The sequence below is a fragment of the Aquimarina sp. genome (assembly GCF_977115655.1).
This window is the reverse complement of sequence record NZ_CDSBKO010000006.1, coordinates 66,315-91,490: the sequence shown is the minus strand read 5'-3', so window position 1 is coordinate 91,490 and position 25,176 is coordinate 66,315. Positions and strand designations below refer to the sequence as shown.

Sequence of the window (25,176 nt, the reverse complement as noted above, 5' to 3'; positions counted from 1 at the left end):
ATGAAATTACAATTAAAAAAAATATATCAAGATGTTTTCAGCGGCAAGCTCACACAAAAAGAAGCTCTGGAAAAAATTAAGGTTATCAAACAACAAGAACAAACTAAGACTACAGGGGCACTGCTTTCTAATCAAGTATGGGAAGCTGCTTCCTTAGCGGTAGCCTCTGAGAATACGTCAGATTATGTTCAACGACATATTATTCTGTGTGAAATGCCTCAAATTAAAGAAGAAGAAGTTAAGGCATCTTTTCCCGATAGTGAGGTTTTAGTTTTGCAAGCAGATCCGCAACAAAATATCGCAAATAGATACAGTAGTTATGCCCTTATTTGTTTCGATTACCTGCGTACTCTGCTTACCAATAAGGTTCAGGGTAAAATATTAGTACAAATAGTAACAGGTAACAGTACAGAACAGGCTGTTTTTGCAGGTCTTTCAGGTTTATTAAAAACAGCTGGTTTGGAGAACCCAAAACTAGTAGGTCAGGTTATTATTACCCATCCAGAGGTAGAAGCAAATACACTTTGCATACAATTAGAAGAAAGCCAAACCATGTTTTTGGATCCTGTTATCAAATATGAGCAGGATATTCGGTATGTTTTAAGAAATAAAGAGATACCAGCAACTCATAGCGATCCAAAGATCGCATTCAAAGATCATGGAGTATACCTTATCACAGGAGGTATGGGAGGTTTAGGGCTTTTATTCGCAAAAGAGATTCTTAAACAAACAACGCATTCTCGGATTATTTTAACAGGTCGCTCTGTATTAACCTCGGAAAAGAAAGCAGTTCTGGATGCATTGCCAGTACGAAATAGTAGGGTAGAATATCATCCATTAGATCTAAACAATTTGGTTCAGGTAAGCACTTTGATTTCTTCTATAGGCGATGGAGGTAAGCAAATTAATGGTATCCTTCATTGTGCGGGGATGACCTCGGATAATTTTATTATTAAAAAGACCAATGATGAATTTGGTAAAGTTCTAACACCAAAAGTTTCAGGGACATTTAATCTGGATTTAGCGAGTAAGGATTTGGATTTGGATTTTATGGTATTATTTTCTTCGGTAGCCTCCTTATTAGGTAATGTAGGTCAGGCAGATTATGCCGTAGCCAATGGATTTATGGATTGGTTTTCTGTATATCGCAATGGATTAGTTTCTTCAGGTGATCGACAAGGGCATACCGTATCCATCAACTGGCCATTATGGCAAGAAGGAGGCATGCAAATAGATCAAAAAAATCAAGAGGCATTGCGTAAAACTTTTGGAATGTATCCCATGCCTAAAACTACTGGAATGTATGCATTTTATCGTAGTCTGGAGTTGGGACAAAGTCAGGCTTTAATTATGGAAGGGGATGTAGCACAAATGCGTCAATCACTTCTCGAAGATCAAAAAATACAGAAACAAAGAATACCAACACCATTCAATGAGGAGCAGAAAATTGCTTTAAAAGGGAGTTCTGAAAGCTATGAAGAGAAAATTGAGGGATATTTATGTAAGCAGTTTGCAACAGTATTAAGACTCACTTCTCATAAAATAGATCCTCAGGAACCACTAGAGAAATATGGAATTGATTCTATAATGGCGATGAGTCTTACAGACCAACTGGAAAAAACCTTTGGTTCCTTACCTAAAACTCTATTTTTCGAATATCAAACTATTCGTGAACTTTCAGAATACTTTATTAAGTCTCATGCTTTGCAGCTATCCAAACTTTTTACGAATAAAGAGAATAGTCAACAAAAAATAATTGAAGAACGACCAGAACCTCCAATAAGAAATATCAATAAAAAAGGTCTAATTCGTAAGCGAAAAAGCATTACTTCAAAAAACACAACCAATGCAACTGAGACAGATCCAATCGCTATAATAGGCTTAAGTGGTCGTTACCCGGAGTCTGTTAATATAGAAGCCTACTGGGATAACCTTCGTGCAGGTAAAGATTGTATCACCGAAGTACCCAAAGAACGTTGGGACTGGCGGGAATACTATAGTGAGGATCGTACCAAGAGTGGCCATCATTACAGTAAATGGGGTGGTTTTATAGAAGGGGTGGATGAGTTTGATCCAAGGTTTTTTAATATTTCTCCACGGGAAGCAAAATCGATAGATCCCCAGGAGCGTTTGTTTTTGCAACATAGTTGGATGGCAGTAGAAGATGCGGGATATACCCGGGCAAGCCTTCAAATACCACATGGGGATATGGCTGGTCAGGTAGGTGTATATGCAGGGGTGATGTATAGTGAATACCAATTATTTGGGGCAGAAGCTAGTATGCGTGGTGATCGCAAAGGGGTTTCTGGTAGCTATGCCAGCATAGCGAACCGGGTATCTTACTTTTTAAATTTGCATGGTCCCAGTATGACATTGGATACGATGTGTTCTTCTTCTTTAACGGCAATACATCTTGCCTGTCAGGATTTAAAGGAAGGCCGTACCGATTTAGGTATTGCCGGAGGGGTGAATGTTAGTGTCCATCCCAATAAATATTTAATGCTTAGTTCTGGTCAGTTTATCTCCAGTGCTGGTCATTGTCAAAGTTTTGGAGAAGGTGGTGATGGCTATATTCCAGGGGAAGGCGTTGGCGTTGTTGTATTAAAAAGGTTATCAGAAGCCAAAAGAGACGGGAACCATATTTATGGAGTCATAAAAGGAAGTTCCTTGAACCATGGCGGTAAGACCAATGGGTATAGTGTTCCTAATCCAAAAGCTCAGGCGAGTGCTATCACGCATGCCTTGCAGGAATCCGGGACCGATCCTCGCCATATTAGTTATATAGAGGCCCACGGTACGGGCACAAAACTGGGAGATCCCATTGAGATAGCAGCCCTTTCCAAAGCTTTTCATAAAGAAGGTCAGGATACGGGGTATTGCCTATTGGGTTCTGCCAAGTCCAATATTGGTCACTGTGAATCCGCTGCAGGTATTGCAGGAGTTACCAAAATATTGTTGCAAATGCAACACCGTCAGATCGTTCCTTCGTTACACTCCACCCGACTAAACCCTCACATTGATTTTGAGAAAACCCCTTTTATAGTAAACCAGAGCTTAACAGATTGGGACCGACCAGTAGTTGCCGGGAAGACTCTGTCACGAATAGCAGGAATCTCCTCTTTTGGAGCAGGAGGCTCTAATGCCCATATCATTATAGAGGAATATGTAGAAACCACTTCCGTTCCTTCTGATACGGAATCCGGAGATAGTGTTGCGATCCTTTTATCTGCCAGAACGGGAGAACAATTGGAGCAAAAAGCTCATGATTTATTGCGTTTTCTCAAGAGATCAAAGGAAGAAGGGCATTCTTTGGATCTTTTTGCAATGGGGTATACCCTACAAGTAGGCAGGGAAGCAATGGATGTACGTTTGGGTCTTTTGACAGATTCTGTAGTTGATTTATCAGAAAAGCTGGAGGCGTATCTGGGAGGCGAAAAAAATAACAAAGCCTTTTATCAAGGACAAGTAAAAGATAAAGAATCTGTTTTATCCCGTTTAGGAAGTGATACAGAAAGAAAGCAAACCGTAAATGACGGGCTATCGGATAAAAACACCTCCAAATTATTGGAGTTATGGGTAGCAGGACAGGATTTGGATTGGAAGGAATTATACAAAGGTCAGTACCCTAAATTTATTAGTCTGCCTGGTTATCCCTTTGCCAAAGAGCGGTATTGGATCGCTGTTTCAGAGAAAACCAATACGGTATCCAATGCAGGATCCGGATCTGTTTTACACCCGTTGTTACATAAAAACGCATCAGATTTCGAAGAGCAACGTTATAGTTCGACCTTTAGCGGAGGGGAGTTTTTTATATCGGATTATAAATTAGGGGCCGATCCGGGTTCGGAACCAAAAGTACTTCCAGTAGTTGCGTATTTAGAGATGGCTCATGCTGCAATTACAGAAGCCTTAGCATCGCAGGAGGAACCTTATATTTTGGAGTTGCAGGATATTGTTTGGGCAGATCCGGTACAGATTACAGAAAACATCCCGGTGCATATAGCCCTTTTAGCACAGACCAAACAAGAATTTGCTTTTGAGGTGTATAGTACAGATACAGATAAAGAGCTAGTACATTGTCAGGGATATGTTACTGTTAAGGCATCCTCTTTAAAAAGAGTTCTTGATCTCACAGATTTAAAGAGACAAACAAGAGCAGGAGAGGAAAACTCTGCTACTATATATAATTTTTTCACCAGAATGGGGTGCTCTTATGGTGCTTCCTATCAAGGAATAAGCACGATTCATTTGGGAGATAGGCAACTATTGGCAGAGTTAGAAGTACCAGAAGTTGTTGTATCAAGTTTACAAGACTATGTCTTGCACCCCGGTATAGTAGAGAGTGGTTTTCAAGCAGGTATCGTTTTACTGGGAGGAGATATCCACCAGGCTTCGGTTCGATCGATGGTATTGGATGGATTGGATAGCGTACAGGTTTTAGGAGCATGCACCCAGAAAATGTTTGCCTGGGTTCGTTATAGTGCAGATACGGATTTGGATACCAAACTGGATATAGACCTTTGTGATTCTAAGGGGCATATATGTGTGGAGCTACGCGGTGCTTATTACAAGGAAGAAACTTTTAGCCCTGTAGAACAAGAAAGTTATGCGCAGGTAGCATCACCAAAGCAACTAGAGGTAGAAGAAAAAGAAGAACCGAAAGAATCCCCCAAAGAAATCTATATACCATTAACAAATAGTAACAAAGCAGATACATTTCATACAGGAGAAAAAGAAGTTTCTACAGAGATTCCTTTGCAAAAGCCCTCTGGTATTTTACTGGTTTCCCCAGAAGAGTTACAAGCAGCAGAAGGGCAACAAGAAGTTCCTGTTTTAAAATTACAAGTAGGTCTTTCCAGTACGAAGGCAAATACTTTAGGAGAAACCCATGTTCCTGTTGGGGTTTCTTATGTACGATTATTGGATCATGGCAATGGGATGTATTCGATACGTATAGATTGCAGAACTAATGAGAATACACTTTCAAAAGAAGTTATCAACCAACTGGTAGAAGCCCTTGAATTTGTACAAAAAATATCCTCTTTAAAAGTTTTAATGTTGAAGGGAAGCGGTAGTGTTTTCTTACAAGGAGATCGGGAGGCATATAATGAAGCAGTTCTACAAAATCTGTATGTGGCCATATCGAGTTTTCCTTATCCCTTAGTTTCTGTTATGCAGGGAGACGCTACAGGAGCAGGCTTTTTGATAGGAGCCCTAAGTGATTTTATGATATGCAGCAAAGAAAGTACGTATGGGTATAGCGATCTTGATGCAGGGATGTTTGCCTCTGTAGAAGAAGAAGCCTTGTTTAAAGAACGCTTTGGAGAAGCTTTGACCTTAGATTTGTTATACCAATCGAGAGTATTACAAGGAAAAGAGATGGAGCAAAAGGGTTGGAGCTTTCCAGTTCTTGCCTCAGAACAGGTAGAGGAGTATGCAGAACAACTAGCAGTATCCCTTTCAAAGAAATCCCAAACTGCACTACGTTTGCTAAAGCAGCATTTAGGGCGTCATATATTAAAATACACAAAAAAATTAAAGACAGTTGAAGCAGTAAGAGAAGAAAGTAACTCCAAAGTTAGTACCGTTAAGATTACTTGTTCTTCGAAATATTTGAAGTTAGAAAATACAGCCTCCCATATACTAACGATCCAAATAAGTACAGGCAAAAAACCATATACACTTACAGACCTGATTTCAGGTTTTACAGATATTTTTAATCAGGTTGCAAAAAGCAAGTATTATAAAGCAATTGTACTTACCAGTGATGGATCAGAATTCATTTCGGTATCCGATAGAGACACTTCGGTAGAAGAGGTCTTGAGGATTCAGGATTTGATCTATGGATTCCCAATTCCTGTGATAGCGGCTATTAGATCCGATGCAAAAGATATCTCGCTATGGATCGCCCAGTCTTGTGATGGATGTATCTACCAAACAGAGGGGAAGTATTCTGCAAGCAAGCTTTTAGAAAGACCAGAATTAGCCAAACGAGCAGCTATGGTTTTTGCAGATCGCCTAAGTCCGTATGTTTGCAAGGAACTCCTTTTAAGAGGAAAAACATATACAGGAGCAGAGTTACAACAGCAACTAGGAGCTGTAACGGTAGCAGCCAAGGCAGAGGTATTGGCAAAAGCCAAGGAGTTGGCACAGCAATGGAGCAAGCTACCATTAGCCAGGGTAACATCCTGGAAGAAGGAACACGCTTTGCTGATCCAGGAAAAGATAGAACAGCTTCCGGTTTGGTTAGAAACCACAGCACCAACAGAGGTATCCTTTCCTAAGACCCCTACAGCGATAGCACTTCATACCCAAGTACTACGAGCAACTCTTTATCCAGAGGGTATTTTAGAGGTGAAGATGGAAGACAGAGATGCGAAGAACATGTTTTCCACGGCATTTTTAGAAGGGATCATCGAGGTTTTTCAACACATAGCAGCTACTCCTACCTATAAGGTAGTAGTATTAACAGGGTATGACACCTATTTTGCATCCGGAGGTACCAAAGAAAGCCTATTGGCGATTCAACAAGGAAAGGCCAAATTTACAGATACGAAGGTTTTTCAATTAGCTATGGAGTGTAAGATACCTGTCATAGCAGCGATGCAGGGACATGGTATCGGAGCAGGCTGGTCTTTGGGGATGTTTTCCGACTTTATTTTGTTTAGTGAACAGAGTCATTATGTAAGTCCTTATATGAATTATGGATTTACCCCCGGAGCTGCGGCTACCCTTGCATTTCCGGACAAAACGGGATATGATCTTGCCAGAGAGACTTTACTGACTGCGGTGGAATATTCAGGAAGAGAGTTACAAGAAAAAGGGCTTTATTACCCTGTATTCCCCCGGGAAGAATTGTTGTCTAAGGCATTTGATATTGCCAAAGAAATAGCAAAGCACTCCCGGGATAGCTTGATAGCGATCAAGGAACAACTCACCAAACACCTCAGAGATCAGTTAGAAGATACCTATCGTTTGGAACTGGAGATGCACGAAAAAACCTTTGTAGGCAAGACAGAAACCTTACAACAGATTGAACGTAATTTTTATAATGCAGCAACCGATACACAGACAAATACAATCCCAGAGCAAAATATACAGGACTATAAGACAGAAGGAGTAGTAGAAAGTAGGGATATCTTTTTGTCAGATATTATATCAAATCTTAAAAAGCTTTTAGCCCAAGAGTTACATTTAGAAGAAGAGGAAATAGATCCGGATAGCCAATTTGTAGATTTAGGACTGGATTCCATTGTAGGGGTCACCTTTATTCGTAAGATCAGTGATTTGTATAACATACCATTACAAGCTACGATTGTGTATAGTTATTCCACCCTTGCCAAGCTTAGTGCACATGTTAAGGAAGAAGCAGAAAAGCTAGGAGTATTAGTAAGTAAACCCGTTTATCAGGATCCAATAGATACCAGGAGTACCATATCAAAAATATCACAGAGTAGAGATATCTTTTTACCCGATATTATATCGAATCTTAAAAAGCTTTTAGCTCAGGAGTTACATTTAGAAGAAGAGGAGATCGACCAAGACAGCCAATTTGTGGATTTAGGATTGGATTCTATTGTAGGGGTGACCTTTATTCGTAAGGTTAGTGATGCCTATAGCATACCATTACAAGCTACGATTGTGTATAGTTATTCTACCCTTGCCAAACTTAGTGCGCATGTTCAGGAAGAAGCAGAAAAACTAGGCACCCTTGTAGGGGAGCAATCTACTTTTGAAGATAGGCAACAAAAGGTAATAGATAGAGGAGTTTCCAGAAAGGAAATAGAAAAGAAAAAGAAACTTATTTCCTGGCGGGATAGTTCAAAATCGGTAAGAATAGCATCTAAAAGTAAGAGGGGTACCTCATCGCAAGCTATTGCGGTAATAGGTATGGCGGGACAGTTTCCTGAGGCAAAAGATGTAGAGGAGTTTTGGCAAAATATAGCAGGAGGTAAAAACTGTATCAGAGAGGTTAGTAAAGATCGTTGGGATATAGATGAACATTACAGCGAAGGAGAAGTAGTCTCTGGAAAAACCTATAGTAAATGGATGGGAGCTTTGGAAGAATATGATCTTTTTGATCCTATGTTCTTTACGATTTCTCCGGTGGAAGCAGAAAGTATGGATCCACAACAACGTTTGTTTTTACAAAGCTGTTGGCATACTATAGAAAATGCAGGATATAGCCCGGGTGCATTATCGGGTAGTAAATGTGGGGTATATGTTGGATGTGCTTATGGAGACTATCAAATGTTATCGAGAGAGCAGCAACTAAGCGCACAAGGTTTTACTGGTAGTTCTACTTCAATATTAGCGGCACGAATTTCTTATTTTTTAAATTTACAAGGCCCTTGCATTTCTATCGATACGGCTTGTTCTTCCTCATTGGTGGCTATCGCCAATGCTTGCGATAGCTTGGTATCTGGTAGTATTGATTCAGCTTTAGCAGGAGGAGTTTATGTGATGTCAGGTCCGGATATGCATATAAAAACGGCACAGTCAGGTATGCTCTCTGCAGATGGTAGATGTTATACCTTCGATCAACGAGCCAATGGTTTTGTGCCAGGCGAAGGCGTTGGGGTAGTTATGCTAAAAAGACTCGAAGATGCAGAAAAGGATCAGGATACTATTCTTGGGGTTATTCAAGGTTGGGGTGTTAACCAGGATGGTAAAACAAACGGAATTACCGCACCAAACACAGAATCCCAAACACTTTTAGAACAACAGGTATATGATCAATTCGATATAGATCCTAATAATATTCAGTTAATAGAAACGCATGGTACTGGTACAAAGCTAGGAGATCCTATTGAGGTAGAAGGATTACGAAAATCTTTTAAAAAATATACCGAAGAAAAAGCATATTGCGCTTTAGGATCGGTAAAGAGTAATATCGGACATTGTTTAACGGCTGCGGGTGTTGCAGGATTTATTAAAGTACTTCAGGCTATAAAACACCAACAGTTGCCTCCAACAATTAACTTTGAAAAACTGAACGAACATATAGGATTAGAGGGGAGTCCGTTTTATGTGAATACAGAATTAAAAGATTGGAAGGTAGATGAAAATCAACCCCGTCAAGCCGCTATAAGTTCCTTTGGTTTTAGTGGCACTAATGCGCATTTGGTTTTGGGAGAGTATACTACTAAGAGAGCCATTAAAAACCCTGTTCAGGGGCTTACCCAAAACTCAGAACTAATGATTCCATTATCGGCAAAATCGGAGGAACAACTAAGGACAAAAGCTTCAGATTTGTTGAGATTTATTGAAAAAGAAGGCGATAGTCTTGATCTGGTAGAAATAGCGTATACGTTACAAGTAGGTAGGGAAGCCATGGAAGAACGACTTGGATTTATGGTGAGTAGTGTTTTTCAATTAGCAGAAAAACTTAAGATGTATGTCAAGCAAAAGAATACTATTAATGGGATCTATCAAGGGCATGTGAAACGTAATAAAGAAGGTTTGCGGATCATTAGTAATGATAATGAAATGAGAGAAGTTATCATCCAAAATTGGATATCTCAAAAGAAATTATCAAAATTACTGGATTTATGGGTAAAAGGTCTGGAGTTGGATTGGAACAAACTCTATGGAAACCAAAAACCTAAACGTATAAGCCTGCCTCTGTATCCATTTGCTAAAGAACGATATTGGATTGAAGCGACTCCAAATAAGCAGGATAAAGAAATAGAACAGACAGCGTCTGTTTTACATCCCTTATTACATGTGAATACTTCAGATTTTAGTAAACAAAGTTATAGTAGTACATTCAACGGAGAAGAATTTTTCTTAAAAGATCACCAGGTTTTTAATAAAAAAATTCTTCCTGGAGTAGCATATTTAGAAATGGTTCAAGTAGCTATTAAAAAAGCAATGCCTGCTCCTGTAGAACAGGCTATTCTGGAGCTGAACAATACTGCTTGGATTCAGCCTTTTGTTGTAGATCACAAAAAACAAATAAATACAACTTTACTCTTAGACGATTCAGACTTTACAGCAGACAAACAAATACATTATAAGGTATCCAGTTATAATGAAGGGGAAGAAATTATTCACTTTCAGGGTCAAGCAATGTTTGGTAGTCAACAAGTTCCAGAAAAACTAGATATACTAGGACTTAGAGACCAGATGATAAGAGGTAAGTTAGAGAAGAATGATATTTATACAGTTTTTAATCAAATGGAACTTTATTATGGACCTGCACACCAAGGTGTCGTAGCAATTTATAAAGGGGAGCAACAAGTGTTGGCAGATTTAATTTTACCAGCTATAGTTGAAACTGAAGAAAAAAGTTATCTGTTACATCCAAGTTTAATGGATAGTGCTCTGCAAGCATCTATTGGTTTATTTCAGGATTTGAATCAAATCTCACCACAACCATTACTTCCTTTTGCTTTGGAATCTGTACGTATTATTTCTGCTTGCACAAAAAATATGGTGGTATGGATTCGTTACTCACCAGAAAGTAACCCTGATAGCAGAATCACGAAACTGGATATAGATCTTTGTGATCGGGAAGGACATATATGTGTACAAATTAAGGGAATTGCTTTTCGTGTCATGGAAAACAATAACAGTCCTATAAATGCGAACGGTACATCAACTTTTAATGAGACCTATTATCAGAAACTTATTCAAAGTGTATTAAACAAAGAGCTTTCTGATGAAGAAGCTGTGGAATTAGTTTAAAAACTGAATTCTTGAGAAAAATTTAAAAGAAAAGATGAAGGAAAACTTAAAAAAAATATTTCAAGATGTTTCCAGCGGCAAGCTCACACAAAAAGAAGCTCTGGAAAAGATTAAGGTTATCAAACAACAGGAACAAGGTAAGACTACAAGGGCATTGCTTTCTAATCAAGTATGGGAAGCTACTTCTTTGAAGATAGCCTCTGAGAATACGCCAGAGTATGTTCAACAACATATTATTCTGTGTGAAATACCTCAAATTAAAGAAGAAGAAGTTAAGGCATCTTTTCCACATAGTAAGGTTTTAGTTTTACAATTAGATCCGCAACAAAATATCGCAAATAGATACAGTAGTTATGCCCTTATTTGTTTCGATTACCTGCGTACTCTGCTTACCAATAAGGTTCAGGGTAAAATATTAGTACAAATAGTAACAGGTAACAGTACAGAACAGGCTGTTTTTGCAGGTCTTTCAGGTTTATTAAAAACAGCTGGTTTGGAGAACCCAAAACTAGTAGGTCAGGTTATTATTACCCATCCAGAGGTAGAAGCAAATACACTTTGCATACAATTAGAAGAAAGCCAAACCATGTTTTTGGATCCTGTTATCAAATATGAGCAGGATATTCGGTATGTTTTAAGAAATAAAGAGATACCAGCAACTCATAGCGATCCAAAGATCGCATTCAAAGATCATGGAGTATACCTTATCACAGGAGGTATGGGAGGTTTAGGGCTTTTATTCGCAAAAGAGATTCTTAAACAAACAACGCATTCTCGGATTATTTTAACAGGTCGCTCTGTATTAACCTCGGAAAAGAAAGCAGTTCTGGATGCATTGCCAGTACGAAATAGTAGGGTAGAATATCATCCATTAGATCTAAACAATTTGGTTCAGGTAAGCACTTTGATTTCTTCTATAGGCGATGGAGGTAAGCAAATTAATGGTATCCTTCATTGTGCGGGGATGACCTCGGATAATTTTATTATTAAAAAGACCAATGATGAATTTGGTAAAGTTCTAACACCAAAAGTTTCAGGGACATTTAATCTGGATTTAGCGAGTAAGGATTTGGATTTGGATTTTATGGTATTATTTTCTTCGGTAGCCTCCTTATTAGGTAATGTAGGTCAGGCAGATTATGCCGTAGCCAATGGATTTATGGATTGGTTTTCTGTATATCGCAATGGATTAGTTTCTTCAGGTGATCGACAAGGGCATACCGTATCCATCAACTGGCCATTATGGCAAGAAGGAGGCATGCAAATAGATCAAAAAAATCAAGAAATACTCAAACAAACGATAGATGTGCAACCAATGGAAACAATCCTGGGGATGTATTCATTTTATCGTAGTCTGGAGTTCCCTCATAATCAGGTTTTGGTGATGAAAGGGAATGATTTATCGGACTTAGGCAATACTAAAAATATAGATCATGAGGTGAAAAAAGAACCTTTGTCTAATGATGTAGCTATAGATTCTCAAATAGTTTCAGATAATATGGATCTTTTCAAAAAAACAGAGGATTATTTATGTAAAGAATTCTCTTCATTATTAAAGTTGACTTCCCGAAAGATAGATCCTCAAGAGCCATTAGAGAAATATGGAATTGATTCTATATTAGCGATGAAGTTTACGAGCCAGTTAGAGAAAACCTTTGGATCTTTATCTAAAACCTTATTTTTTGAGTATCAGAATATCAGAGAGCTCACAGAGTACTTTGTAACTTCTCATCCAGCTCAATTAGCTGACCTTTTCAATACAAAACCAGATAATACAAATAATAAAAAGTCAAAAGATAAAGATATCCAGCCTCAGATTAACGATCAAATATGGCAGGAAATGATCTCAGGTAAGCGTTTTATTAATTCTCGCCCTTTTATTGATTTAACCAATTCTAAACCATCACCTAATACAGACCCCATTGCTATAGTAGGCTTAAGTGGTCGCTACCCAGAGTCTGTTAATATCGAAGCCTACTGGGATAATCTTCGTGCAGGTAAAGATTGTATCACCGAAGTACCCAAAGAACGTTGGGATTGGCGGGAATACTATAGTGAGGATCGTACTAAGAGCGGTCATCATTACAGTAAATGGGGTGGTTTTATAGAAGGTGTAGATGAGTTTGATCCAAGGTTTTTTAATATTTCTCCACGGGAAGCAAAATCGATAGATCCCCAGGAGCGTTTGTTTTTGCAACATAGTTGGATGGCAGTAGAAGATGCGGGATATACCCGGGCAAGCCTTCAAATACCACATGGGGATATGGCTGGTCAGGTAGGTGTATATGCGGGGGTGATGTATGGTGAATATAATCTATCTGGCAGCCTTGCCAGCATAGCGAACCGGGTATCTTACTTTTTAAATTTGCATGGTCCCAGTATGACATTGGATACGATGTGTTCTTCTTCTTTAACGGCAATACATCTTGCCTGTCAGGATTTAAAGGAAGGCCGTACCGATTTAGGTATTGCCGGAGGGGTGAATGTTAGTGTCCATCCCAATAAATATTTAATGCTTAGTTCTGGTCAGTTTATCTCCAGTGCTGGTCATTGTCAAAGTTTTGGAGAAGGTGGTGATGGCTATATTCCAGGGGAAGGCGTTGGCGTTGTTGTATTAAAAAGGTTATCAGAAGCCAAAAGAGACGGGAACCATATTTATGGAGTCATAAAAGGAAGTTCCTTGAACCATGGCGGTAAGACCAATGGGTATAGTGTTCCTAATCCAAAAGCTCAGGCGAGTGCTATCACGCATGCCTTGCAGGAATCCGGGACCGATCCTCGCCATATTAGTTATATAGAGGCCCACGGTACGGGCACAAAACTGGGAGATCCCATTGAGATAGCAGCCCTTTCCAAAGCTTTTCATAAAGAAGGTCAGGATACGGGGTATTGCCTATTGGGTTCTGCCAAGTCCAATATTGGTCACTGTGAATCCGCTGCAGGTATTGCAGGAGTTACCAAAATATTGTTGCAAATGCAACACCGTCAGATCGTTCCTTCGTTACACTCCACCCGACTAAACCCTCACATTGATTTTGAGAAAACCCCTTTTATAGTAAACCAGAGCTTAACAGATTGGGACCGACCAGTAGTTGCCGGGAAGACTCTGTCACGAATAGCAGGAATCTCCTCTTTTGGAGCAGGAGGCTCTAATGCCCATATCATTATAGAGGAATATGTAGAAACCACTTCCGTTCCTTCTGATACGGAATCCGGAGATAGTGTTGCGATCCTTTTATCTGCCAGAACGGGAGAACAATTGGAGCAAAAAGCTCATGATTTATTGCGTTTTCTCAAGAGATCAAAGGAAGAAGGGCATTCTTTGGATCTTTTTGCAATGGGGTATACCCTACAAGTAGGCAGGGAAGCAATGGATGTACGTTTGGGTCTTTTGACAGATTCTGTAGTTGATTTATCAGAAAAGCTGGAGGCGTATCTGGGAGGCGAAAAAAATAACAAAGCCTTTTATCAAGGACAAGTAAAAGATAAAGAATCTGTTTTATCCCGTTTAGGAAGTGATACAGAAAGAAAGCAAACCGTAAATGACGGGCTATCGGATAAAAACACCTCCAAATTATTGGAGTTATGGGTAGCAGGACAGGATTTGGATTGGAAGGAATTATACAAAGGTCAGTACCCTAAATTTATTAGTCTGCCTGGTTATCCCTTTGCCAAAGAGCGGTATTGGATCGCTGTTTCAGAGAAAACCAATACGGTATCCAATGCAGGATCCGGATCTGTTTTACACCCGTTGTTACATAAAAACGCATCAGATTTCGAAGAGCAACGTTATAGTTCGACCTTTAGCGGAGGGGAGTTTTTTATATCGGATTATAAATTAGGGGCCGATCCGGGTTCGGAACCAAAAGTACTTCCAGTAGTTGCGTATTTAGAGATGGCTCATGCTGCAATTACAGAAGCCTTAGCATCGCAGGAGGAACCTTATATTTTGGAGTTGCAGGATATTGTTTGGGCAGATCCGGTACAGATTACAGAAAACATCCCGGTGCATATAGCCCTTTTAGCACAGACCAAACAAGAATTTGCTTTTGAGGTGTATAGTACAGATACAGATAAAGAGCTAGTACATTGTCAGGGATATGTTACTGTTAAGGCATCCTCTTTAAAAAGAGTTCTTGATCTCACAGATTTAAAGAGACAAACAAGAGCAGGAGAGGAAAACTCTGCTACTATATATAATTTTTTCACCAGAATGGGGTGCTCTTATGGTGCTTCCTATCAAGGAATAAGCACGATTCATTTGGGAGATAGGCAACTATTGGCAGAGTTAGAAGTACCAGAAGTTGTTGTATCAAGTTTACAAGACTATGTCTTGCACCCCGGTATAGTAGAGAGTGGTTTTCAAGCAGGTATCGTTTTACTGGGAGGAGATATCCACCAGGCTTCGGTTCGATCGATGGTATTGGATGGATTGGATAGCGTACAGGTTTTAGGAGCATGCACCCAGAAAATGTTTGCCTGGGTTCGTTATAGTGCAGATACGGATTTGGATACCAAACTGGATATAGACCTTTGTGATTCTAAGGGGCATATATGTGTGGAGCTACGCGGTGCTTATTACAAGGAAGAAACTTTTAGCCCTGTAGAACAAGAAAGTTATGCGCAGGTAGCATCACCAAAGCAACTAGAGGTAGAAGAAAAAGAAGAACCGAAAGAATCCCCCAAAGAAATCTATATACCATTAACAAATAGTAACAAAGCAGATACATTTCATACAGGAGAAAAAGAAGTTTCTACAGAGATTCCTTTGCAAAAGCCCTCTGGTATTTTACTGGTTTCCCCAGAAGAGTTACAAGCAGCAGAAGGGCAACAAGAAGTTCCTGTTTTAAAATTACAAGTAGGTCTTTCCAGTACGAAGGCAAATACTTTAGGAGAAACCCATGTTCCTGTTGGGGTTTCTTATGTACGATTATTGGATCATGGCAATGGGATGTATTCGATACGTATAGATTGCAGAACTAATGAGAATACACTTTCAAAAGAAGTTATCAACCAACTGGTAGAAGCCCTTGAATTTGTACAAAAAATATCCTCTTTAAAAGTTTTAATGTTGAAGGGAAGCGGTAGTGTTTTCTTACAAGGAGATCGGGAGGCATATAATGAAGCAGTTCTACAAAATCTGTATGTGGCCATATCGAGTTTTCCTTATCCCTTAGTTTCTGTTATGCAGGGAGACGCTACAGGAGCAGGCTTTTTGATAGGAGCCCTAAGTGATTTTATGATATGCAGCAAAGAAAGTACGTATGGGTATAGCGATCTTGATGCAGGGATGTTTGCCTCTGTAGAAGAAGAAGCCTTGTTTAAAGAACGCTTTGGAGAAGCTTTGACCTTAGATTTGTTATACCAATCGAGAGTATTACAAGGAAAAGAGATGGAGCAAAAGGGTTGGAGCTTTCCAGTTCTTGCCTCAGAACAGGTAGAGGAGTATGCAGAACAACTAGCAGTATCCCTTTCAAAGAAATCCCAAACTGCACTACGTTTGCTAAAGCAGCATTTAGGGCGTCATATATTAAAATACACAAAAAAATTAAAGACAGTTGAAGCAGTAAGAGAAGAAAGTAACTCCAAAGTTAGTACCGTTAAGATTACTTGTTCTTCGAAATATTTGAAGTTAGAAAATACAGCCTCCCATATACTAACGATCCAAATAAGTACAGGCAAAAAACCATATACACTTACAGACCTGATTTCAGGTTTTACAGATATTTTTAATCAGGTTGCAAAAAGCAAGTATTATAAAGCAATTGTACTTACCAGTGATGGATCAGAATTCATTTCGGTATCCGATAGAGACACTTCGGTAGAAGAGGTCTTGAGGATTCAGGATTTGATCTATGGATTCCCAATTCCTGTGATAGCGGCTATTAGATCCGATGCAAAAGATATCTCGCTATGGATCGCCCAGTCTTGTGATGGATGTATCTACCAAACAGAGGGGAAGTATTCTGCAAGCAAGCTTTTAGAAAGACCAGAATTAGCCAAACGAGCAGCTATGGTTTTTGCAGATCGCCTAAGTCCGTATGTTTGCAAGGAACTCCTTTTAAGAGGAAAAACATATACAGGAGCAGAGTTACAACAGCAACTAGGAGCTGTAACGGTAGCAGCCAAGGCAGAGGTATTGGCAAAAGCCAAGGAGTTGGCACAGCAATGGAGCAAGCTACCATTAGCCAGGGTAACATCCTGGAAGCAGGAACACGCTTTGCTGATCCGTGAAAAGATAGAACAGCTTCCGGTTTGGTCAGAAACCAAAGCACCAACAGAGATATCCTTTCCTAAGGTACCTACAGCAATAGCACTTTATACCCAAGTACTACAAGCCACCCTTTATCCGGATGGTATTTTAGAGGTGAAGATGGAAGACAGAGATGCGAAGAACATGTTTTCTACCGCATTTTTAGAAGGGATCATCGAGGTTTTTCAGCACATAGCAGCTACTGCTACCTATAAGGTAGTAGTATTAACAGGGTATGACACCTATTTTGCATCCGGAGGTACCAAAGAAAGCCTATTGGCGATTCAACAAGGAAAGGCCAAATTTACAGATACGAAGGTTTTTCAATTAGCTATGGAGTGTAAGATACCTGTCATAGCAGCGATGCAGGGACATGGTATCGGAGCAGGCTGGTCTTTGGGGATGTTTTCCGACTTTATTTTGTTTAGTGAACAGAGTCATTATGTAAGTCCTTATATGAATTATGGATTTACCCCCGGAGCTGCGGCTACCCTTGCATTTCCGGACAAAACGGGATATGATCTTGCCAGAGAGACTTTACTGACTGCGGTGGAATATTCAGGAAGAGAGTTACAAGAAAAAGGGCTTTATTACCCTGTATTCCCCCGGGAAGAATTGTTGTCTAAGGCATTTGATATTGCCAAAGAAATAGCAAAGCACTCCCGGGATAGCTTGATAGCGATCAAGGAACAACTCACCAAACACCTCAGAGATCAGTTAGAAGATACCTATCGTTTGGAACTGGAGATGCACGAAAAAACCTTTGTAGGCAAGACAGAAACCTTACAACAGATTGAACGTAATTTTTATAATGCAGCAACCGATACACAGACAAATACAATCCCAGAGCAAAATATACAGGACTATAAGACAGAAGGAGTAGTAGAAAGTAGGGATATCTTTTTGTCAGATATTATATCAAATCTTAAAAAGCTTTTAGCCCAAGAGTTACATTTAGAAGAAGAGGAAATAGATCCGGATAGCCAATTTGTAGATTTAGGACTGGATTCCATTGTAGGGGTCACCTTTATTCGTAAGATCAGTGATTTGTATAACATACCATTACAAGCTACGATTGTGTATAGTTATTCCACCCTTGCCAAGCTTAGTGCACATGTTAAGGAAGAAGCAGAAAAGCTAGGAGTATTAGTAAGTAAACCCGTTTATCAGGATCCAATAGATACCAGGAGTACCATATCAAAAATATCACAGAGTAGAGATATCTTTTTACCCGATATTATATCGAATCTTAAAAAGCTTTTAGCTCAGGAGTTACATTTAGAAGAAGAGGAGATCGACCAAGACAGCCAATTTGTGGATTTAGGATTGGATTCTATTGTAGGGGTGACCTTTATTCGTAAGGTTAGTGATGCCTATAGCATACCATTACAAGCTACGATTGTGTATAGTTATTCTACCCTTGCCAAACTTAGTGCGCATGTTCAGGAAGAAGCAGAAAAACTAGGCACCCTTGTAGGGGAGCAATCTACTTTTGAAGATAGGCAACAAAAGGTAATAGATAGAGGAGTTTCCAGAAAGGAAATAGAAAAGAAAAAGAAACTTATTTCCTGGCGGGATAGTTCAAAATCGGTAAGAATAGCATCTAAAAGTAAGAGGGGTACCTCATCGCAAGCTATTGCGGTAATAGGTATGGCGGGACAGTTTCCTGAGGCAAAAGATGTAGAGGAGTTTTGGCAAAATATAGCAGGAGGTAAAAACTGTATCAGAGAGGTTAGTAAAGATCGTTGGGATATAGATGAACATTACAGCGAAGGAGAAGTAGTCTCTGGAAAAACCTATAGTAAATGGATGGGAGCTTTGGAAGAATATGATCTTTTTGATCCTATGTTCTTTACGATTTCTCCGGTGGAAGCAGAAAGTATGGATCCACAACAACGTTTGTTTTTACAAAGCTGTTGGCATACTATAGAAAATGCAGGATATAGCCCGGGTGCATTATCGGGTAGTAAATGTGGGGTATATGTTGGATGTGCTTATGGAGACTATCAAATGTTATCGAGAGAGCAGCAACTAAGCGCACAAGGTTTTACTGGTAGTTCTACTTCAATATTAGCGGCACGAATTTCTTATTTTTTAAATTTACAAGGCCCTTGCATTTCTATCGATACGGCTTGTTCTTCCTCATTGGTGGCTATCGCCAATGCTTGCGATAGCTTGGTATCTGGTAGTATTGATTCAGCTTTAGCAGGAGGAGTTTATGTGATGTCAGGTCCGGATATGCATATAAAAACGGCACAGTCAGGTATGCTCTCTGCAGATGGTAGATGTTATACCTTCGATCAACGAGCCAATGGTTTTGTGCCAGGCGAAGGCGTTGGGGTAGTTATGCTAAAAAGACTCGAAGATGCAGAAAAGGATCAGGATACTATTCTTGGGGTTATTCAAGGTTGGGGGGTTAATCAGGATGGTAAAACAAACGGAATTACAGCACCAAACGCAGAATCCCAAACACTTTTAGAACAACAGGTATATGACCAATTCGATATAGATCCTAATAATATTCAGTTAATAGAAGCGCATGGTACTGGTACTAAGCTGGGAGATCCTATTGAGGTAGAAGGATTGCGAAAATCTTTTAAAAAATATACCGAAGAAAAAGCATATTGTGCTTTGGGCTCGGTAAAGAGTAATATCGGACATTGTTTAACGGCTTCTGGGGCAGCAGGATTTATTAAAGTACTTCAGGCTATAAAACACCAACAGTTGCCTCCAACAATTAACTTTGAAAAACTGAACGAACATATAGGATTAGAGGGGAGTCCGTTTTATGTGAATACAGAATTAAAAGATTGGAAGGTAGATGAAAATCAACCCCGTCAAGCCGCTATAAGTTCCTTTGGTTTTAGTGGCACTAATGCGCATTTGGTTTTGGGAGAGTATACTACTAAGAGAGCCATAAAAACCCCTGTTCAGGGGATTACCCAAAACTCAGAACTAATGATTCCATTATCGGCAAAATCTGAGGAGCAACTAAGAGTAAAAGCTTCAGATTTGCTGAGATTTATTGAAAAAGAAGGGGATAGCCTTGATCTGGTAGAAATGGCGTATACGCTACAAGTAGGTAGGGAAGCCATGGATGTTCGTCTAGGTCTAATGGCAGCTGGCATTAAACAATTAGAAGAAAAGCTTCAGGCATATATTAAGGGAGAAAATTATATTGAGGATCTTTACCTTGGACATGTAAAATATAGTAAAGAAAGTATTAGTATTATTAGTGATGATGATATGAAAGAGACCATTGTTGAGAAATATATAGGTCAAAAGAAATTATCAAAATTACTGGATTTATGGGTAAAAGGTCTGGAGTTGGATTGGAACAAGCTCTATGGAAACCATAAGCCTAAACGTATAAGTCTGCCTTTGTATCCATTTGCAAAAGAACGATATTGGATTGAAGCAACTTCGGATAAACAGACTACTAAAGAAACGCTAAGGACGATAGATATGCTTCATCCTTTAGTTCATAAAAACACCTCTGATCTTCGCAAACAACGCTATAACAGTACTTTTAGCGGAGAAGAATTTTTCTTAAAAAACTACGGGGTTAAAGAAGATAAGGTTATACCAGCAATGACTTGTCTGGAAATGGCTCGTATTGCTGTAATTTTGGCTAGTTCAGCTCATGAAGAATCCACAGTTATTGAATTAAATAATGTTTTCTGGATACAACCATTTACGATAACAGAAAACAAAGAAATAGAAATAGTCTTATTTGCAAGGGATACAGATAATAGTATTGAGGAACAAATCGATTTTGAAATATACACGACTGAAACAGATCAGGAGATAGCATATTTACAAGGGCAAGCCATTTATAGACAACAACAGGAAACAGCTAAAATCGATATTGAATTGCTCAAAGAGCAGATGAAAGAAGTTGTTCCAGAATCCAAAGATATTTATAAGGTTTTAACCCGAATAGGATATACGTATGGTTCGATTTTTCAAGGAATCAAAACTGTTCATAGAGGAGATAATCAATTATTGGCTGAATTAAGCACGACACTTTCTGAGGAAAAGGATCAAGAGGAATGGATACTTTATTCTACAATAATGGAGGGAGCTTTACAGGCAGCTATAATTTTAATAAATGATTTGGATTCGTTGAATCAACCAGTATTTCCTGCTTCGTTGGATTCTATACACATAATATCTGCCTGTACCAAGGATATGATCGTATGGGTACGTAGTAATAAAAAAGAATCAATTAACCATTCATTGGATATTGATTTTATAGATCAAGAAGGTAATATATGCATACAAATAAAAGGGTTGTGTTTACAAGAATTTAATATAGATACAGATATTCTTGAAAACATCGAAAAAGACACGACTTCGTTTGATGTAACTTATGATAAAGTAATCCCACAATCAAAAGAAGAATCCCAACAATTATTTTTTAAGGAATACTGGAAAGACAAGCCATTTGATTCCAATAATTCGATATCAGAAAACAAGCAAATTATAATTTTTGCAGATGAAGAATTTCGAGAAAAAATAATGAGTAGTGATGATGCTAAGCAGTTAACTAAAGCAATTTATGTATTCCAAGGGCAGAAATATAAAGAAGTATCTGATAGTATTTACCACTGTCGTTTCAATAATGCGTCTGATATTCAAAAATTACTTCATAGTGCAGCCAACAAATCCAATGAATCTATAGCATTAATGTATTCTTGGGCAAAAGATCGTAAAGAAACAGGCATTCTTGCCTTGTTTAATTTGTTCAAAGCCATTAAAGAATTTAATCAACCTATCGATGTCACGTTGATGGGCCATTATGAGCCTTCATCTGTAGATACTTGTTGGGATCATTCTTGGATTGGGTTTGAGCGATCTTTAAAACTAGTACTACCTAATGTAAAGATATCCCTACTTTATACGAATGATTCTGTTTATACTCCTCATCAATTATTAGATGCGATACATAATCCTGAAATAATTTGGTATAAAGGGGAACACAGGTTTATACTATCATTTGCGTCTTATGATTTGAATAGTGTAGCCCAAGAACCCATATTAAAAACGAATGGAAGTTATTTAATCACAGGAGGCATTGGAAAATTAGGCTTTAAGTTTGCGCACTATTTAGCTAAGGAATATAAGGCAAAACTAGTATTGCTTGGCAGAAGCCCAAATACTGCTGATATAGAGGAAAAGATCCAGCAATTAAAAAATGCAGGGGCGCAAGAAGTATATTATGAGTCTGTAGATATTAGTGATAAAAAATCAATAACATCTTGGGCGAAAAATCTTCCTTTTGAATTGTCGGGGATAATTCATGCAGCCGGAGTGGAAGCTACTCAGGTTTTCTTTGAAAAAACGACAAAAAGTATCAAAGAGGTTCTTCAGTCTAAATCTACAGGTACTATTTTATTAGATGAAATACTAGAGGGGCATCCTTTGGATTTTGTTTGTTATTTTTCATCATCGGCAGCTATTTTGGGAGATTTTGGATCTTGTGATTATGCCATTGCTAATCGTTTTCTAATGGGGTATACCCATTACCGTGAGCAGAAAAATAGTAATAAAGGAAAATCCATAGTTATTAACTGGCCATTTTGGAAAGATGGCGGTATGGGTAAAGGGAACTCTGAGCAGGCTGAATTTTATTTAAAAAGTAGTGGTCAAGAAGTTCTTGAAACATCAGAAGGAATAGAGATATGGCACGATATTATTAAGTCAGATCAAAAACAAACGTTGATAATAAAAGGGAAACCAACTCGCACTGAACAATTTTTACATAGGATTTATGAAGTGGAAAAGCCAGATCAATTGGAATCAAATACTCAAAAACTACCTTCTCATATAAGTAAAGGTTGGAAGATACAATATCAAGATCTTTCTTTAAAAGATTGTGTGTATTCAGATCTTATCAAGCTAGTATCTAAAAGTTTAAAAATACCATCTGAGAAACTAGATGGAATAACGAATCTGGTAGATTATGGATTTGATTCGATTAGTTTAACTGCGTTTTCTAAAGAATTAGCAGAACATTTTTTAATTACTATAACCCCTGCTTTATTATATAGTTATCCAACAATTGAAAAATTAAGCGGTTACTTTACTCAGGATTATCTTAAGCACATAGAGGAATTTTATAGTAAGCTTCAAAGCGATGTGAAGGATAAAAAAACAATAACAGTTACCAAACCGGTTATTAATCAAACATCATTGCGTAAACGTTTCTTACAAACCAGATCCAATAGTAAGTTATATACTACAGGCGTGGTGCAGGAAGCTATTGCAGTTATAGGTATGTCAGGACGTTTTCCAAAAGCGGATACGGTAGATCAACTATGGTCGTTACTAGAAAAAGGAGAGAGCGGTATTAGTGAAATCCCTTTATCCCGTTGGGATTGGCGGGATTATTTTAAAGCAGCTGGTGATCCTGGTAATAAAATTAATACGAATAAAGGTGGTTTTATTAATAATGTAGATGAGTTTGATCCTTTGTTTTTCGAAATTACTCCCAAAGAAGCAGAAGCTACAGACCCTGGTCAAAGAATGCTTCTTATGGAAGCATATAAAGCAATAGAAGATGCCCAAATCGCTCCATCATCGTTACGAGGAACATCGGTTGGTGTTTTTGTAGGGATGGAAGAAAGCCAGTATGATAAGCTTATTTCAAACGAACAAGGAGTAGGAAATAGTGGTAATGCTATGATATCCTCTAGGCTTTCCTATTATCTGGATTTACATGGTCCTACCATTGCAACCAATACAGCTTGTTCTTCAGGATTGGTGGCCTTACATCAGGCAATCATGAGTTTACGAAACGAAGAATGCGAATCAGCATTAGTTGCGGGTATTTCTTCTTTAATCTTATCTCCGGAGTTTTATGTAAAGATGAGCCAGGCAGGTATGCTTTCACAAGATGGACAATGTTATAGTTTTGCGAGACAAGCTAATGGTATTGGAGCAAGTGAGGCAGTTGTAGTACTCATGCTTAAACCACTGTCAGCTGCTATTGAAGCAGGTAATCCTATTTATGGAACTATTAAAGCCAGTGGGATTAATTTTGATGGAAAGACAAATGGGGTTACTGCACCAAGTGGTAAAAGTCAGGAAGAATTAATTAAAAAAGTATATACAAATTACAATATTAATCCTCAGGATATTTCACATGTTGTTGCTCATGGCACAGGAACAAAATTAGGAGATCCTATCGAAATTAATGCCTTGAATGATGCTTTCAAAAAACTTAACAAGGAGCAATCTCGATCAGAACAAATAAATAGTTGTGCTATAACTAGTTGTAAGAGTAACTTGGGGCATACCATGGCAGCTTCTGGATTAGTGAGTGTCGTTAGTTTGTTAAAAGGATTGCAGTATAATAAAATACCTGCTACTATTAATTGTGAGGAGGAAAATGATTACATAAACTGGGATAACAGCCCGTTTTATATTAATAAAACCACAAAAAAATGGGAAAAAGAATCTAATACACCTCGTATGGGAAGCGTAAGCTCTTTTGGTCGAAGTGGTACCAATGCTCATGTTGTTATAGAAGAATACATATCACCAGTAGAGGTACAACCTTCTCCTGTTACCAATCTTTCAGATGGTTCGCAAGTAATCATTGTTTTGTCTTCTAAAACAACAGAACAATTACAGCAAAAGACCAGAGACCTGTTAGATTTTATAAATACTAAAAATCAAATTGTAGATCTGTTTTCTTTGGCGTATTCATTACAAATAACCAGAGAAACAATGGAGGTTCGTTTAGGCCTTCTTGTAAGTTCTGTTGAAGAATTGGCAAGTAAACTAAAAGCTTATTTGCAGGCAGACAGAAACCTTGAAGGAGTTTATACAGGTGAAGTGAAACATTATGACACATCCATATCTATTTTTAACGCAGATACCGATTTACAAGAAACTATGGATAAGTGGATAGAAAATAAAAAGTTTTCAAAATTATTGGAGCTATGGGTAAAAGGTTTAAAATTAGACTGGAACAAACTTTATGGAGAAGCCAAGCCTAAGTTGATTAGTTTACCAAAATATCCATTTGCCAAAGATCGATATTGGATACAAAAACCAATTTCAAAACAAGTGGAGGATAGGAACTTTGTTAAGGCAGATAAAAATCACGAAATTTTAGAAAATCTTATAAATGAAATTGAAAATGAATCGATTGAGACAGATCAGGCTATCCATTTATTAAAAAAATATAGTATAAACTAAATAAAGACTTACTTAAGATAAATTAA

The 25,176-nt window shown here is 38.4% G+C and carries 2 protein-coding genes; both read left to right on the top strand.

Annotation, left to right across the window (positions count from 1 at the left end; translation table 11 throughout):
• Window positions 1–10,689 carry an SDR family NAD(P)-dependent oxidoreductase gene (locus ACZIYX_RS04140; protein ID WP_462680934.1) on the top strand — a complete coding sequence of 3,563 codons (10,689 nt, stop codon included), beginning with the start codon at window positions 1–3 and terminating at the stop codon, window positions 10,687–10,689.
• Between the two features lie 34 nt (window positions 10,690–10,723).
• Window positions 10,724–25,150, top strand: coding sequence for an SDR family NAD(P)-dependent oxidoreductase (locus tag ACZIYX_RS04135; RefSeq protein WP_462680933.1), 14,427 nt, complete (start codon window positions 10,724–10,726; stop codon window positions 25,148–25,150).
• Window positions 25,151–25,176 lie beyond the last annotated feature (26 nt).

Bases quoted from the DNA above. Each gene is read 5' to 3' on its own strand.
- ACZIYX_RS04140 (WP_462680934.1), top strand. From the start codon at position 1: ATGAAATTACAATTAAAAAAAATATATCAAGATGTTTTCAGCGGCAAG.
- ACZIYX_RS04135 (WP_462680933.1), top strand. From the start codon at position 10,724: ATGAAGGAAAACTTAAAAAAAATATTTCAAGATGTTTCCAGCGGCAAG.